This is a genomic window from Cereibacter sediminicola, from assembly GCF_007668225.1.
Classification (GTDB): domain Bacteria; phylum Pseudomonadota; class Alphaproteobacteria; order Rhodobacterales; family Rhodobacteraceae; genus Cereibacter_A; species Cereibacter_A azotoformans.
The window spans coordinates 26,820-40,287 of sequence record NZ_VDEK01000012.1 but is presented as its reverse complement, the minus strand read 5'-3'; the positions used below and the strand labels follow the sequence as shown (position 1 = coordinate 40,287).

The following is a 13,468-nucleotide window of genomic DNA, read 5'->3' as shown; positions in this document are numbered from 1 at the left end:
CCCGGATACACGCGCGCTGTATCGTCATTTCATCCGCATCCCGTTGGGATCGAACTCCATCTCGACCTCGCGCCACTGGTCATACTTCTCGGGCGGCAGCGGGAAGCCCCGCGCGCCGCAGCGGATGATGGCGCGCCGTGCGGCCTCGAACGCCTGCCGTGCGCCGGCGTCCGTCCCGCCGCGCGATTCGATCATGCGGATCGAGCCGGCATCGGGCTTGCCATCCTGCGCCATGGTCATGGCCACCGTCACCGTCGTGGCCAGCGCCTCGGTCGAAAGCGCGCCCACGTTCCAGCATTGCTGCACGGCGATGCGGAAGGCGTCCTTCTCGCCGCTGGTGACGGGCGGGCCCGAGCGGACGGGCGCCGAGGGCCGCTCGGACGCGGGCTCGGTGCCGCCGCCAAGCGCCTCGGCCAGCGCATCCTCGACCGCGCGGCTGTCGTTCTGGCGCGGGGTCTCGGCCGCGGGCCGCTCGGGGCGCTCGGCCGGCGTCTCGGCGGGGCGCGCCGCGGCGGGCTCGGTGCGGCTGGTCGAGGCCGGGCGCGGCTCTTCGGCCGCCGGTTCCGGCGCACGGGCGCGCTGCGGGCGCACCTTGGGCCGGGCCGAGCTGGTGGGGGCAAGCTGCGCCACCTCCTCGGTCTCGGTCGCCTCGGTCACGATCTCGGTCGTGGCCTCCTCGGGCGCGGCCGGGGGCTGCTCCTCGACCACCTCGGGCGCCGGCGTCTGCGGATCGGGCGCCACCGGCGGGGTCGGCACCTCGGCCACCTCGGCCTCGGGCGGCGGCGCGGGGGCCGGGGTCGGCGCCACGCGCGGCGCGGGCTTGGGCTTGGGGCGCGGCGAGCTTTGCGGCACGAGGATCGGCTGCTCGACCTCGGCCACCGGGGCCAGCGGCTCGGGCGCCTCGGCGATCTCGGGCTCGGGCACCGGCGCGATCTCGGGCGCGGTGGGGGCGGCGTCCGGCTGGGGGGCGGGTTCGGGCCGCGGCTCGGGCGCGGGCGGCGGCGGCGCCTCGGCCACCGGGGCGGGGGCCGGCGCAGGCGCGGCTTCCTCGGGGGGCGGCGCCGGCTGTTCCGGCTCGGCCGAGGGCGTCGGGCGCTGCTCGGAGGGCTGAGTCGCGGCCGAGGTCATGGCGTCGAACTCGGCGCTCGTCATCAGCGAGACCGAGGTCACGGCAACTTCAGGCGCGTGCTGCGGCTGGAAGAACCAGTCGCCGAACAAGAGCCAGAGGATCAGGCTGAAGTGCCCGATGCCGGAGATGATGACCCCCTTGTCCATGCCGGATGGCCTAGCCGCCGCTTCCGCCGAACGTCGGGCCGCCGACATCCGTCACCAGACCGATGTCCTGGAAACCACCCCGGTTGAGCGCCCCCATCACCTGCGCCACGCGCTCGTAGGGGATCGCGCCGTCGGCGCGCAGGAAGACCTTCTTCGAGGTCCGCTCGGCCGCGATGGCCGAGAGCTTGGGGATCAGCTCGGCCTCGGGCGTCTCGGTGGTCTGGATCGTCAGCCGCCCGTCGGCGGCGATCGTGATCGTGAGAGGCTCTTCCTGCTCGGTCGGCAGGGCGTTGGCCGCCGTCTCGGGCAGCTTCACCGGCACGCCCACCGTCAGAAGCGGGGCTGCCACCATGAAGATGATGAGCAGCACGAGCATCACGTCCACGAAGGGCGTGACGTTGATCTCGGACATGGCGGCCGACTGGCCGCGACGCCGCCCGCGGCGTCCTCCGCCGGACTTCTTGATGACCCCCGCCCCCATGGTTCAGGCCGCGTCCAGCTGGCGCGAGAGGATGGTCGCGAACTCGTCCGAGAAGGCCTCGTAGCCGCCGATGATCCGCTCGGAGTCGGCGTTGAGCTTGTTGTAGAAGACCACGGCCGGGATGGCGGCCACGAGACCGAACGCGGTGGCCAGGAGCGCCTCGGCGATGCCCGGTGCCACCACGGCGAGGTTGGTGTTCTGCGAGATCGCGATCTGCTCGAAGGCGTGCTTGATGCCCCAGACCGTGCCGAAAAGGCCGATGAAGGGCGCCGTCGAGCCGGTGGTGGCCAGGAACGAGAGGCCCGCGTTCAGAGTCTCGCTTTCCTTGTCGATGGCCACGCCCATCGAGCGGTCGATGCGCGACTGCGCCCCCGCGATCAGGCCGCCGTCGGTCCGGTGGCTGCGGCGCCACTCGAGCATCCCGGCCGCGAAGATCTTTTCCGAGGCGCCCTCGGGCTGCGGCCCGAGACGCTCGAACAGCTCGTCGAGCGGCTCGCCCGACCAGAAGGCGCGATCGAAGATCGCCGCCTCGCGCCGCGCCCGCCGGAACAGGAGGTGCTTGCGGATGATGATGGCCCACGACCAGAAGGACATGACGATCAGCAGGATCATCACCACCTTCACCGTGAGCGTCGCGCGCGCGAAGAGGGCGAGCATGGAGAAATCAATCTCCTGCGCCATCGCAAGGGTTTCCGTTTCCATCTGCCTGCTCTCTGGTGGCCGTTCTGCGGGCCGTTCTTACTGGTGATTCTATCTCGGTTTTAGAGGGATTGCCAACACATCTGCGTCAAGTGGCAAAGCGGCGCCAACAGGGCCGATCGCGCCGGATCCGGGCCCTCAGCGCAGACGCTGGCGGACTTCCGCCGGAAGGCGGGCCGCCCGCCCCTCGGGTCCGAGGCAGACGAGCACCACGCGGGCGCCAAACAGCGTCTCGGACCCGCGCAGCACATCCTGCTCGAGCACGATCCGCGCGCCCCCCGTCTCGACGAGCCGCGTCTCGACCTCGAGGAGGTCGTCGAAGAGCGCCGGGCGCAGGTAGTCGGCCTCGAGGCGGCGCACGGCGAAGACGATGCCGGATTCGGCCTTCAGGCGCACCTGATCCACGCCCAGCGCCCGTACCCATTCGCTCCGGGCGCGCTCGATGAACTTGAGATAGTTGGCGTAGTAGACGATTCCCGCGAGATCGGTGTCCTCGTAGTAAACGCGCAGGGCGAAACGGTGCAGCATGGGGCGCCTCGGAGGGGGAATCGATCTGGGCCGCGGCCTAGCCCGAAGCGGACGCCCCCGCAAGCAAGATGCGGAAATTGCAGCCGAAATGGGCGCACCTTGGCCCATTTGCCATGCGGTGCGAGTGTATGCCGCACCTTTCGTTGCGCGTTTCTGCGTGAGGAAGCCGCGGCGCATGCTAACTTCGGGACCGCAGGTGCATCCGCATCATCCCGAGGCGTGTTGCGCGTCTGATCATGAGTTCTAATGCCCGTTAGAGGAGAGCACTATGTCTGATATGGAAAAGGCGATGTCGCAGATGCTGACCGACATGACGCCGAAGAAACTGCCCACCAACGAAGAGATCTTCGGCAAGGGCGCCCAGCTTGGCGACGCGAAGGCGATGGGCTTCACCGACATCCTCGATTCCATGACGCCGAAGAAGCTGCCGACCAACGAAGAGATCTTCGGCCAACTCGCCGAACTCGACACGACGGCCTTCGACGCGCTGCTCGAGCTCTTCACCCCGAAGAAGCTGATGAGCTACGATGAGCTCGGGAAGAACCTCGGCCTCAAGTTCTGATCGAGTGAGAGGACGCTGACCCTTCGGGGCCCGAGCGGCCGGCCACAGGGCCGGCCACGTCATTTTCAGCGGGTTCGCCACGGCGGCGGCGGGGACGCAGGCGACCCGGACCGCAATCCGCTGCAAGCCGCGCACGAGGGTTGCAATCGCCCCGGCGCCCGTCCTACCTCCGCTGTGCGTGGCTCCGGCCTCGCATCTCCAGCCGAGAGGAAGCGATGGCGCAGCCCGCGCAGGACGAGATCCCGGAACCCGACCGCGTCGAAGGCGCGCCGCACCCGCGCGAGACGCTGGCGCTCTTCGGGCATGAACGGGCCGAGGACGAGTTCCTCGCCGCCTTCACCATCGGCCGCCTGCATCACGGCTGGCTGATCACGGGGCCGCTGGGGGTGGGCAAGGCCACCCTCGCCTGGCGCATCGCCCGGTTCCTTCTGGCAACACCCGAGGGCGGCGGGCTCTTCGCCGCCCCGCCCCCCGCCTCGCTCGAGGTGCCGGCGGATCACCCCGTCGCGCGGCGCATGGCGGCGCTGTCGGAGGGAAGGTTCTTCCTGCTCCGCCGCGCCTGGGACGAGAAGGCCAAACGGCTCAAGACCCAGATCACGGTCGAGGAGGTGCGGCGGATGAAGGCCTTCTTCGCCCTCTCGGCCGCGGATGGCGGGCGGAGGGTGGCCATCGTCGATCCCGCCGACGAGATGAACGTCTCTGCCGCCAACGCGCTGCTCAAGCTGCTCGAGGAGCCGCCCGAAGGGGTGACGATCCTCCTCGTCTGCCACCAGCCCTCGCGGCTGCTGCCCACGCTCCGCTCGCGCTGCCGCGAGTTGCGCCTGTCCGCGCTTTCGCCCGAGGACATGGCCCGCGCCCTCACCGCGGCGGGGGTCGAGGCGGGCGATCCGCAGGCCCTGGCCGAGCTGGCCGGCGGCTCGGCGGGCGAGGCGATCCGGGTGGCGAACCTCGAGGGGGTGAAGCTCTATGCGGCGCTGGTGGGGCTGCTTTCGACCCTCCCGCGGCTCGACCGGGCCAGGCTCGTGGCGCTGGCGGATGCCGCATCCGGCAAGGGGGCCGAGCCGCAGTTCGAGCTGATGCTCACGCTGATCGACCTCTTCCTCGCGCGGGTGGCGCGGGCGGGCACGCTGCGGCTTCTGCCGCCCGAGGCGGTTCCCGGCGAGGGCGACCTGATCGCGCGGCTCGCTCCCGACGCGCGGGCGGCGCGGCTCTGGGCCGATCTGGCGCAGACGCTCGGCAACCGGGCACGGCGCGGGCGGGCGGTCAACCTTGACCCTGCCGCGCTTCTCATGGATATGGTTCTTCGGATTGACGAGACGGCGGCCCAGCTCGCCTGAAGGTAAGCCTGATGACGCCCGAAACGCCCCCGCAGATCGTCGACAGCCATTGCCACCTGGATTTCCCCGACTTCGACGGCGAACATGCGGCGCTGATCGAACGGGCGCGGTCGGCCGGGGTCACGCGGATGGTCACGATCTGCACCCGCCTGCGCCACGAGCCGCGGGTGCGCGCCATCGCCGAGGCGCATGAGGGGGTCTTCTACGCCGCGGGCACCCATCCGATGAGCGCCGCAGAAGAGCCCATGGCCACCGTCGAGGAGCTGGTGGCGCTGGCCGCCCATCCGAAGTTCGTGGGCATCGGGGAAAGCGGGCTCGACTACCACTACACGCCCGAAAGCGCGCCGGTTCAGCAGGAAAGCCTGCGCATCCACATCGAGGCCGCCCGGCGCACGGGCCTGCCGCTCATCATCCATGCCCGCGATGCCGACGAGGACATGGCCCGCATCCTGACGCAAGAGCATCGCGCCGGCGCCTACACCTGCGTGATGCATTGCTTTTCATCCGGGGCGGCGCTGGCGCAGGCCGCGCTGGATCTGGGCTTCTACCTCTCGATGTCCGGGATCGCGGCCTTCCCGAAATCGGCCGAGCTGCGCGCGATCTTCGCCGCGGCCCCGCTCGACCGCATTCTGCTGGAAACCGACAGCCCCTATCTCGCCCCCCCGCCCTACCGCGGCAAGCGCAACGAGCCCGCCTACACCGCCCACACGGCCGCGAAGGGCGCCGAGGTCTTCGGCCTGAGCCTGTCCGACTTCGCCGCCGCCACCTCGGCCAACTTCGACCGGCTGTTCGCGAAGGCCGCCGCCTGATGGCCCGGCTGCACTGCACCATCCTGGGCTGCGGCTCGTCGGGGGGCGTGCCGCGCCTGGGTGGGCTCTGGGGCGAGTGCGACCCGACCGACCCGAGAAACCGCCGCCGCCGCTGCTCGCTGCTGATCGAGCGGGTCACGGCGGACGGCACGACGCGGGTGCTGATCGACACGACGCCCGACATGCACCCGCAGCTTCTGGATGCGGGCGTGGGAGAGCTGGACGCCGTGGCCTGGACCCACGCCCACGCCGATCATGTCCACGGCATCGACGACCTGCGCCAGATCGTCTTCAACATGCAGAAGCGCCTGCCGGTCTGGGCCGACGCCGATACGCAGCAGGCGCTGCTCACGCGCTTCGGCTACGCCTTTGCGCAGCCCGAAGGCTCGCTCTACCCGCCGATCCTCGACCTCAACATGATCGAGGGCCCGTTCGAGATCACGGGCGCGGGCGGCACGGTCCGGCTCGAGCCCTTCCGCGTCAGCCACGGCCCCACCGAGGCGCTCGGCTTTCGGGTCGGCGCCATGGCCTATCTGCCGGATGTGGTGGCCATCCCCGAAGAAGCCTGGCCCCGGCTCGAGGGGCTCGAGATGTGGGTGCTCGACGCGCTGCGCCGCAAGCCGCACCCGACGCACGCCCATCTCGCGCTCGCGCTGGAATGGATCGCGCGGGCGCGTCCCCGGCGGGCGATCCTGACCAACATGCATATCGACCTCGACTACGCGACGCTGGCGGCCGAGCTTCCGGCGCATGTCGTTCCCGCCTACGATGGGCTGACGTTCGACCTCGCCGCATGAGCGCGCTGATCGACGTCATCCTGCCCGTCTTCCTCGTCATCGGATTCGGATATGCCGCGGCGCGTGCGGGCCTCGTGTCCGAGCTTGCCGTGGATGCGGTGATGCGGTTCGCGCAGAACTTCGCGGTGCCCTGCCTGCTCTTTTCGTCGATCGCGCGGCTCGACCTTGCGGCGAACTACGACCTCGGTCTGTTCGCGGCCTTCTATGTCGGCGCCTTCACGGGTTTCGGCCTCGGCTTTGCCGGCGCGCGCTATCTGGCCCGCCGCCCGGTCGAGGATTGCGTGGCCATCGGCTTTGCCTGCCTCTTCTCGAACTCGCTGCTGCTGGGCCTGCCCATCACCGAACGCGCCTATGGCCCCGAGGCGCTGGCCTCGAACTACGCGATCATCTCGATCCACTCGCCGCTCCTCTACGGCTTTGGCATCACGGTGATGGAGCTTGTCCGTTCGCGCGGGATGGGCTTGTCGAAGGCGCGGCTCGGGCGGCAGGTCGTGACGGCGATCTTCCGGCAGCCGCTGGTGATCGGGATCTCGCTGGGCTTCGTCGTGAACCTCACGGGGCTGGCCCTGCCCGGCGCGCTCTCGGCCGCGGTCGAGATGATGAGCCGCGCGGCGCTTCCCACCGCGCTCTTCGGTCTGGGGGGCGTGCTGCTGCGCTACCGGCCCGAGGGCGACATGAAGCTGATCGGGATGGTCACGATGATCTCGCTGATCGTGCATCCGGGGATCGTCTGGCTTCTGGGCCGGCATGTCGCAAGCCTTGATACGGCGCAGATCCGTTCGGCCGTGGTCACGGCGGCGATGGCGCCGGGGGTCAACGCCTATCTCTTCTCCAACGTCTATGGCGTGGCGAAGCGGGTCACCGCCTCGGCCGTGCTGATCGCGACGGGGGCCTCGATCCTCACCACCTGGTTCTGGCTGCAACTGCTGCCCTGACGCAGCCGTCAGGGACGCTTGCGCTCGGTGACATAGGCCAGCGCGAGCGGCAGCGCGTTCAACTCGCGCGAGGCGGGCCGCGCGAGGCGCAGGGCGGCGGCGGCGGGCGCGATCATGGCCAGCAGCATCGCCATCCGGCGGACCGCCCTCCAGGTTCCTTCGGGCGCATGGTCGAGATAGGCGTTCAGCGCCACCCCCAGAACATCATGCGCGGTCCGGTCGGCGCAGAGGCACGAGTGAATGAAGATCATCACGTCGAGCGCGAAATGCCGCCGTCTCCGCCGCCGGTCGGACCAGTGCGAGAGGCTGATGAAACGCGCCGAGGCGCCGTCCCAGCAGATCGCCCGGACCGTGGGCCGACCGTGGGTAACGCCCGCGCTGTGGAGCAGGGCAAGCGCCTTGCCCGCGGCCGCGAAGGCCGCCGTCCGCTCGCGCGTCCGCACATCGGACGAACGCAGGAGGTGGCGAAGGTTCGCACCCGCATCGCGCGTCACCAGCCAGTCGCCGTGGCCGCCCACCATCGTGCCGACGGGAAGGCCCGCCGCGGCCATCCGCTCGAACGCCTCGCGCTCCCGCCGGAGCAGGCGGCGCATGTCGCCCTTGCGCTGCCAGGAACGGTGGGTCAGATCCTCGATGCGCTTCAGCCAGAGCTGATCGCCGTCCGGCAGAGGCAGGGGCCGGACCCGCACCGGCGGCTCGCAGAGCGCGGCCCGGATCACCTCGGCGAGGGGATCGGCGGAGGAAGAGGCTGCATCGACCTGGGACATGAGGAACACCCCGGCGGCACCGTGCCGTCATGATCCGAGGTTAGCAGCGGATTCCGGCCGGCCGAGAGCGCCTGTTGACGCACCCACGAAAGATTATGTCCCCACCGGGTCTCGAGCGTCCGTGGCCGCCCTTCAGGGTGCCGCGCGACACGCAAAGGGGCGGCCCGAAGGCCGCCCCCGTCACTCCTGCCCGCCGGGCTCAGCGCCAGCTGAAGAAGTCGGCCGGCGCCCGGCCGAGAAGTTCCGAGGCAAGCTCGGCCCCCAGTGCCGCGGCCTCCGGGATGCCGCCCCGGATCTCGCCCGAGATCGACTCGGACCCGTCAGGGCGCAGGATCTCGCCGCGCAGCCAGATCTGGTCGCCTTCCAGCACCGCAAGGCCCGCGATCGGCGTCTCGCACGAGCCGTCGAGCTTCAGCAGGAAGCTCCGCTCGGCCGCGAGCCGGTGGCCGGTCGGCACGTCATGGATCGCGGCCAGCATCTCCTGCGTGCGCGGATCGTCGATCCGCCGCTCGATCCCGATGGCCCCCTGCGCGACGGCCGAGAGCATCTCCTCGGGCTCGATCGCCACACGCGGCACGTCGTCCATCTTCAGCCGGTTCAGCCCGGCCATTGCGAGGAACGTGCCCCGCGCCACCCCGTCATTGAGCTTCTTGAGACGGGTCTGAAGGTTCCCGCGGAACTCGACCACCTGAAGGTCCGGCCGCTTGTTGAGCAGTTGCGCGCGGCGGCGCAGGCTCGACGAGCCCACGGTGGCGCCCTGCGGCAAATCAGCCAACCCGCCCTCGGCGTAGGTGATGAAGGCGTCCCGCGTATCCTCGCGCGGCAGATAGGTGTCGAGGATCAGCCCCTCGGGCTGAAGCGTCGGCATGTCCTTCATGGAATGGACGGCGATGTCGATTCCCCCGTCCAGCAGGGCCTCCTCGATCTCGCGCGTGAACAGGCCCTTGCCGCCGATCTCCTTCAGAGGGCGGTCCAAGACCTTGTCACCCGTGGTTTTTATGACCACGATTTCGAATGCCTCTTCCGGCAGCGAGAAGGCGGCCGACAGGCGGCTGCGGGTCTCGTAGGCCTGAGCCAGCGCAAGCGGCGAGCCGCGCGTGCCGATCTTGAGGGGTTCAGCGGGGGTGGGCATGGAGTGTGTCATGCCGATTTGGTTAGCGATGTCCATTTGCCCTGACAACTCCCCATATTGACATCCCATGCGCAGCTTGGGAACCAGCAGGCAAGCTGAGAAGGAGCACCCCATGACCAAGACGATGCTGCGTGCGCTGCGGGGCGAGACCCTGCCCACGCCCCCGATCTGGCTGATGCGTCAGGCCGGCCGTTACCTGCCGGAATACCGTGCGACGCGCGCCGAGGCGGGCGACTTCCTCTCGCTGTGCTACAACCCCGAACTCGCCGCCGAGGTGACGCTGCAACCGATCCGCCGCTATGGTTTCGACGCGGCGATCCTGTTCGCCGACATCCTGCTTCTGCCGCAGGCGCTCGGCGCGGATCTGTGGTTCGAGACCGGCGAAGGCCCGCGGATGTCCACGATCACCGACATGGCCGGGGTCGAGGCGCTGAAGGGCAAGGATGACATCCACGAGAAGCTGGCCCCGGTCTATGAGACCTGCCGCATCCTCGCCCGCGAGCTTCCCAAGGAGACAACCTTCATCGGCTTCGCCGGGATGCCCTGGACGGTCGCGACCTACATGATCGCGGGCCGCGGGTCGAAGGACCAGGCCGCCGCGCACAAGCTGAAGGACACCGACCGTCCGGCCTTCGAGGCGCTGATGGACCGGATCACCGAGGCCACGATCGAGTATCTCTCGAAGCAGGTCGAGGCCGGCTGCGAGGTGGTCAAGCTCTTCGACAGCTGGGCCGGATCGCTGAAAGGTCAGGACTTCGAGGATTTCGCGGTCGCCCCGGCGAAGAAGATCATCGCCGAGCTGAAGGCCCGCCATCCCGGCCTGCCGATCATCGCCTTCCCGCGCGAGGCGGGCGAGGGCTACATCGGCTTCGCCGAAAAGACCGGCGCCGATTGCGTGGCGATCGACAACTCGGTCAGCCCGGAATGGGCCGCCGAGAACGTCCAGAAGGGCAAGACCTGCGTTCAGGGCAACCTCGACCCGAAATACATGGTGACGGGCGGCGAGGAACTGGTGCAGGCCACGAAGCGCGTCGTCGAGGCGTTCAAGAATGGCCCGCACATCTTCAACCTCGGCCACGGCATCACCCCCGAGGCCGACCCCGAGAACGTGACGCTGCTGATCGAGACGATCCGCGGCAAGTGACCCCTCGGGGGCGGCTCACGCAGGCTTGAGCCGCCCCCCGTTGCCACGGCCCCACGTCCGCGACAGGGTATCCCTTCCCTCTCCCGGAGTTGACCCATGCGGCCCTCCCGACGATCGCTGTCTTTCCCCTGCATCGCGCTGGCGGCGCTGGTGCCGATGCTGCCCGCCGCGGCACTGGCCAAGCCCGAGGCCTGCCTGACCTCGCTGGAGGGCTTTCCGACCGCCCTCGCCTACGACACCGGAGACGAGGAGGTGCGGGCCAACCGCTCGATCCGGGAAAGGTGGCTGGGCGGCTATGGCAGGATCACCTGCCCCGGCTATGTGACGCTGCGCGCGATGACGCCGGGGCTGAACGACCGCGAACGGTCGGTCTTCTGCCTGCAGTTCGACCGCGAGGCCAACACCTACACCGGCTTTGCCGAGGGCAAGCGCGACGCCTATCTGCACTGCGCGAAGCCGTCGGGGGCCTTCTGCGAAAAGGTGAATGCCTCGGCCGAGACGGCGGGCAAGGTCGCGGGCGCGGCCGGCACGGCGCTGAACGGGGTCCGGGCGGTCGAGAACAGCGCAGGCGCCGTGGTGCTGTCGGGAACGACCGGCTCGGTTTCGGCGGCGCTCTCCAACCTGGGCGCGACGGCCCTTGCCACGGTCACCGCCCCGGCCGCCCTCACCGCCGCCGCCGTCACGGTCGTGGCGGTCGGCGGCGCGGTCTATGTCTGCAGCGAGTAGGCCGCCCCGCCGCAGGCGCCGCCCCTGTCAGATCCACTTGGCCAGCGGCGGCAGGCTCATCAGCACGGCATTGGCGTCGTGTCCGGTCTCGAGGCCGAACTTCGTCCCGCGGTCATAGACGAGGTTGTATTCCGCATAGAGCCCGCGATGGATGAGCTGCGCCTCGCGGTCGGCCTCGGTCCAGGGGGTGTCCATCCGCCGCTCGACGAGGGGCACGAAAGCGGGCAGGAACGCCTCGCCCACCGCACGGGTGAAGGCGAAGTCCGCCTCCCAGTCGCCGCTGTTCAGATCGTCGTAGAAGATCCCCCCGACCCCCCGCGCGCGGCCGCGGTGGGGAATGAAGAAATACTCGTCGGCCCAGGCCTTGAAGCGGGGGTAGTAGTCCGCCCCGTGCCCCTCGCAGGCCCGGCGCAGCGTGGCGTGGAAATGCTCGGTGTCCTCGGGATAGTCGAGACAGGGGTTGAGGTCCGAGCCGCCGCCGAACCACCAGGCGTGCGGGGTCCAGAACATGCGCGTGTTCATGTGGACGGCGGGCGCGTGCGGGTTCTGCATGTGCGCCACGAGGCTGATGCCCGAGGCCCAGAATCGCGGATCCTCGGCCATGCTCGGCACGCCGCGCGCGGCCATCGCCTGCTGCGCCCGCGCCGCCAGCGTGCCGTGGACGGTCGAGACATTCACCCCCACCTTCTCGAACACCCGCCCGCCGCGCAGCACGCTCATCAGCCCGCCGCCGCCCGCCTCGCGGGTGGTCTCGGTCACCTCGAACCGGCCCGGCGCCGGATCGGTGGGAGAGCTGCCCGCGGCGGCATCCTCCAGCCCCTCGAAGGCCGCAAGGATCCGGTTCCTCAGCTCGCGGAACCAGTCGGCGGCCCGTGCCTTCGGCCCGTCCATCGCGTCATTCATGCATCCCTCCCGCAGCTTTGCGCACAGGGCTAGCAGCTTTCCCGCCAGCGATCCAGAAAAGGCGGCCCAGAATCCTCTGGCACGGCGCCGGGAATGGGTTAGCTTCAGCCTCATGAGACATGCCGCGCTCCTCCTGCTGCCCCTGCTTGCCGCCTGCGCCACACCGCAGGAACGTTGTGTCCTGCAGGCGACGCGCGATCTGCGCGTGGTGGACGAGCTGATCCAGGAGGGAGAGCGCAATCTCGCCCGCGGCTACGCGATCGAGGAAGTGACGGACTACCGCACCGAATGGGTGCAATGCCGCCCGCCGATCGTCCGCTACAGGCCCGACGGGCGGCGCGTGGTCTATCCCGCGCGGCACTGTTTCGATCAGGTGCCCTACACGGTGCGCCAGCCGCGCGCGATCGACCTCGCAGCCGAGGCCCGCACCCTCGAGCAGCTCAAGCGCAAGCGGGTCGAGCTGGCCCGGACGGCCGGCCCGGCGGTCCAGCAGTGCAAGCTGATCTATCCCGAGACGAACTGACGGCGGGCCGCTGCGCCCGCCGGAACGCTCTCAGTGAACGGGGGCCAGGGCCGGGTCGATCAGGCTGCGCCCCCCGTCCAGCGTCACCACCTGCCCGGTCATGAAGGCCGCCGCGTCGGAGGCGAGGAACTGCACCGTCTCGACGATCTCGGCGGGCGAGGCGATGCGCTTCATCGGCGTGCGCTCGGTGATCTGGGCGCGCATGGCCGGGCTGTCCTTCAGCGCGGTCTGCAGGCTCGCGCTCATGACCGAACCGAAGGAGACGGCGTTGACGCGGATGCCCTTGGGCGCCAGCGCCACCGCCATCGAGCGCGTCATCTGCTCGACCGCGGCACAGCTGATCGAATAGGCCAGCAACTCGGGCTGGGTGCGGATCGCGGCAATCGACGAGAGGTTGATGATCGAGCCGACCTGAGTGGGCTTCTCCTCGCTCTTTTCCGCCCGCGCGATCATGCGCTTGGCGGTCAGCTGCGTGAGGCGCAGGCCGGTCAGAAGGTTCTGCTGCAAGAGCAGCTCGACCGCGTCCTCCTCGATGCAGAGCGGGTCCGAGAGCGCGATCTGCCGGCTGGCGTTCACGAGGATGTCCACCCGGTCGAAGGCGTCCATCGTGGCCGAGAGCAGGTTGGTGATGGTCAGCTTTTCACGCAGGTCGCCCGCGAACATGCGGACGGACCCCTCGTTGCGGGCCTCTTCGCCGATCTGGTCGGCGAGGCGTTCTTCGTCCATGTCCACGAACATCACGTTCGCGCCCTTGTCTACGAAATGCCGGGCCACGGCGAGGCCGATGCCGGCGGCGGCTCCGGTCACGATGGCCGTCTTGCCGGAAATGACGAGCGACATGCGAGGCTCC

16 protein-coding genes are annotated in these 13,468 nt (G+C 69.8%); 8 read left to right on the top strand and 8 right to left on the bottom strand.

The annotated features are described in order from the left end of the window. Nucleotides 1-24: 24 nt before the first annotated feature. The 4 genes from FG154_RS10130 to ybgC form a co-directional block, all read right to left on the bottom strand. On the bottom strand, nt 25-1,275 hold the full coding sequence (locus FG154_RS10130; protein ID WP_145107278.1) for a cell envelope biogenesis protein TolA: 1,251 nt from the start codon (nt 1,273-1,275) through the stop codon (nt 25-27). Nucleotides 1,276-1,285: 10 nt separating this feature from the next. Then, nucleotides 1,286-1,756: a protein TolR gene (gene tolR, locus FG154_RS10125; RefSeq protein ID WP_011907616.1), complete on the bottom strand. Its 471-nt coding sequence runs from the start codon at nt 1,754-1,756 to the stop codon at nt 1,286-1,288. A gap of 3 nt (nt 1,757-1,759) precedes the next feature. Beyond that, nucleotides 1,760-2,458 carry a protein TolQ gene (gene tolQ / locus FG154_RS10120; RefSeq protein WP_145107276.1) on the bottom strand — a complete coding sequence of 233 codons (699 nt, stop codon included), beginning with the start codon at nt 2,456-2,458 and terminating at the stop codon, nt 1,760-1,762. 135 nt (nt 2,459-2,593) lie between these two features. Beyond that, nucleotides 2,594-2,983: a tol-pal system-associated acyl-CoA thioesterase gene (ybgC, locus tag FG154_RS10115; RefSeq protein WP_145107273.1), complete on the bottom strand. Its 390-nt coding sequence runs from the start codon at nt 2,981-2,983 to the stop codon at nt 2,594-2,596. A 268-nt stretch (nt 2,984-3,251) separates the two neighbouring features. Here ybgC and FG154_RS10110 point away from each other — a divergent pair, with 268 nt between their 5' ends. The 5 genes from FG154_RS10110 to FG154_RS10090 all read left to right on the top strand — a co-directional run bounded on the left by FG154_RS10110 (nt 3,252) and on the right by FG154_RS10090 (nt 7,423). Continuing rightward, a complete protein-coding gene (locus FG154_RS10110) occupies nt 3,252-3,545 on the top strand; it encodes a hypothetical protein (protein WP_145107271.1) in 294 nt (97 codons plus the stop codon). Nucleotides 3,546-3,760: 215 nt separating this feature from the next. Then, nucleotides 3,761-4,882 (top strand): DNA polymerase III subunit delta', encoded by a 1,122-nt coding sequence (locus tag FG154_RS10105; protein WP_145107268.1) that lies wholly within the window; start codon nt 3,761-3,763, stop codon nt 4,880-4,882. Nucleotides 4,883-4,893: 11 nt separating this feature from the next. After that, nucleotides 4,894-5,691, top strand: coding sequence for a TatD family hydrolase (locus FG154_RS10100; protein WP_145107265.1), 798 nt, complete (start codon nt 4,894-4,896; stop codon nt 5,689-5,691). Further along, nucleotides 5,691-6,488 carry an MBL fold metallo-hydrolase gene (locus FG154_RS10095; protein ID WP_145107262.1) on the top strand — a complete coding sequence of 266 codons (798 nt, stop codon included), beginning with the start codon at nt 5,691-5,693 and terminating at the stop codon, nt 6,486-6,488. The genes FG154_RS10100 and FG154_RS10095 overlap by 1 nt, the downstream gene beginning before the upstream one ends. Further along, nucleotides 6,485-7,423, top strand: a complete 939-nt coding sequence (locus FG154_RS10090; RefSeq protein WP_145107259.1) for an AEC family transporter — start codon at nt 6,485-6,487, stop codon at nt 7,421-7,423. Before FG154_RS10095 ends, FG154_RS10090 begins: the two co-directional genes overlap by 4 nt. 8 nt (nt 7,424-7,431) lie before the next feature. On the opposite strand, the gene FG154_RS10085 is transcribed toward FG154_RS10090, so the two are convergent. Continuing rightward, the gene (locus FG154_RS10085; protein ID WP_145107256.1) at nt 7,432-8,190 is read right to left on the bottom strand and encodes a serine/threonine protein phosphatase; all 759 of its coding nucleotides are present in this window, start codon (nt 8,188-8,190) and stop codon (nt 7,432-7,434) included. 199 nt (nt 8,191-8,389) lie between these two features. Next, on the bottom strand, nt 8,390-9,358 hold the full coding sequence (gene hemC, locus FG154_RS10080) for a hydroxymethylbilane synthase (RefSeq protein WP_145107253.1): 969 nt from the start codon (nt 9,356-9,358) through the stop codon (nt 8,390-8,392). 76 nt (nt 9,359-9,434) lie between these two features. Here hemC and hemE point away from each other — a divergent pair, with 76 nt between their 5' ends. After that, nucleotides 9,435-10,466: a uroporphyrinogen decarboxylase gene (gene hemE / locus FG154_RS10075; protein ID WP_145107250.1), complete on the top strand. Its 1,032-nt coding sequence runs from the start codon at nt 9,435-9,437 to the stop codon at nt 10,464-10,466. A 96-nt stretch (nt 10,467-10,562) separates the two neighbouring features. Further along, entirely contained in the window at nt 10,563-11,192 is a 630-nt protein-coding gene (locus tag FG154_RS10070) for a hypothetical protein (protein WP_145107248.1), read from the top strand. Nucleotides 11,193-11,219: 27 nt separating this feature from the next. Here FG154_RS10070 and hemF read toward each other — a convergent pair whose 3' ends face one another. Continuing rightward, nucleotides 11,220-12,095 (bottom strand): oxygen-dependent coproporphyrinogen oxidase, encoded by an 876-nt coding sequence (gene hemF, locus FG154_RS10065; RefSeq protein WP_145107245.1) that lies wholly within the window; start codon nt 12,093-12,095, stop codon nt 11,220-11,222. 112 nt (nt 12,096-12,207) lie between these two features. Here hemF and FG154_RS10060 point away from each other — a divergent pair, with 112 nt between their 5' ends. Further along, nucleotides 12,208-12,618 (top strand): hypothetical protein, encoded by a 411-nt coding sequence (locus FG154_RS10060; protein ID WP_145107242.1) that lies wholly within the window; start codon nt 12,208-12,210, stop codon nt 12,616-12,618. A 30-nt stretch (nt 12,619-12,648) separates the two neighbouring features. Here FG154_RS10060 and FG154_RS10055 read toward each other — a convergent pair whose 3' ends face one another. Next, entirely contained in the window at nt 12,649-13,458 is an 810-nt protein-coding gene (locus FG154_RS10055; protein WP_145107239.1) for an SDR family NAD(P)-dependent oxidoreductase, read from the bottom strand. Nucleotides 13,459-13,468: the final 10 nt, after the last annotated feature.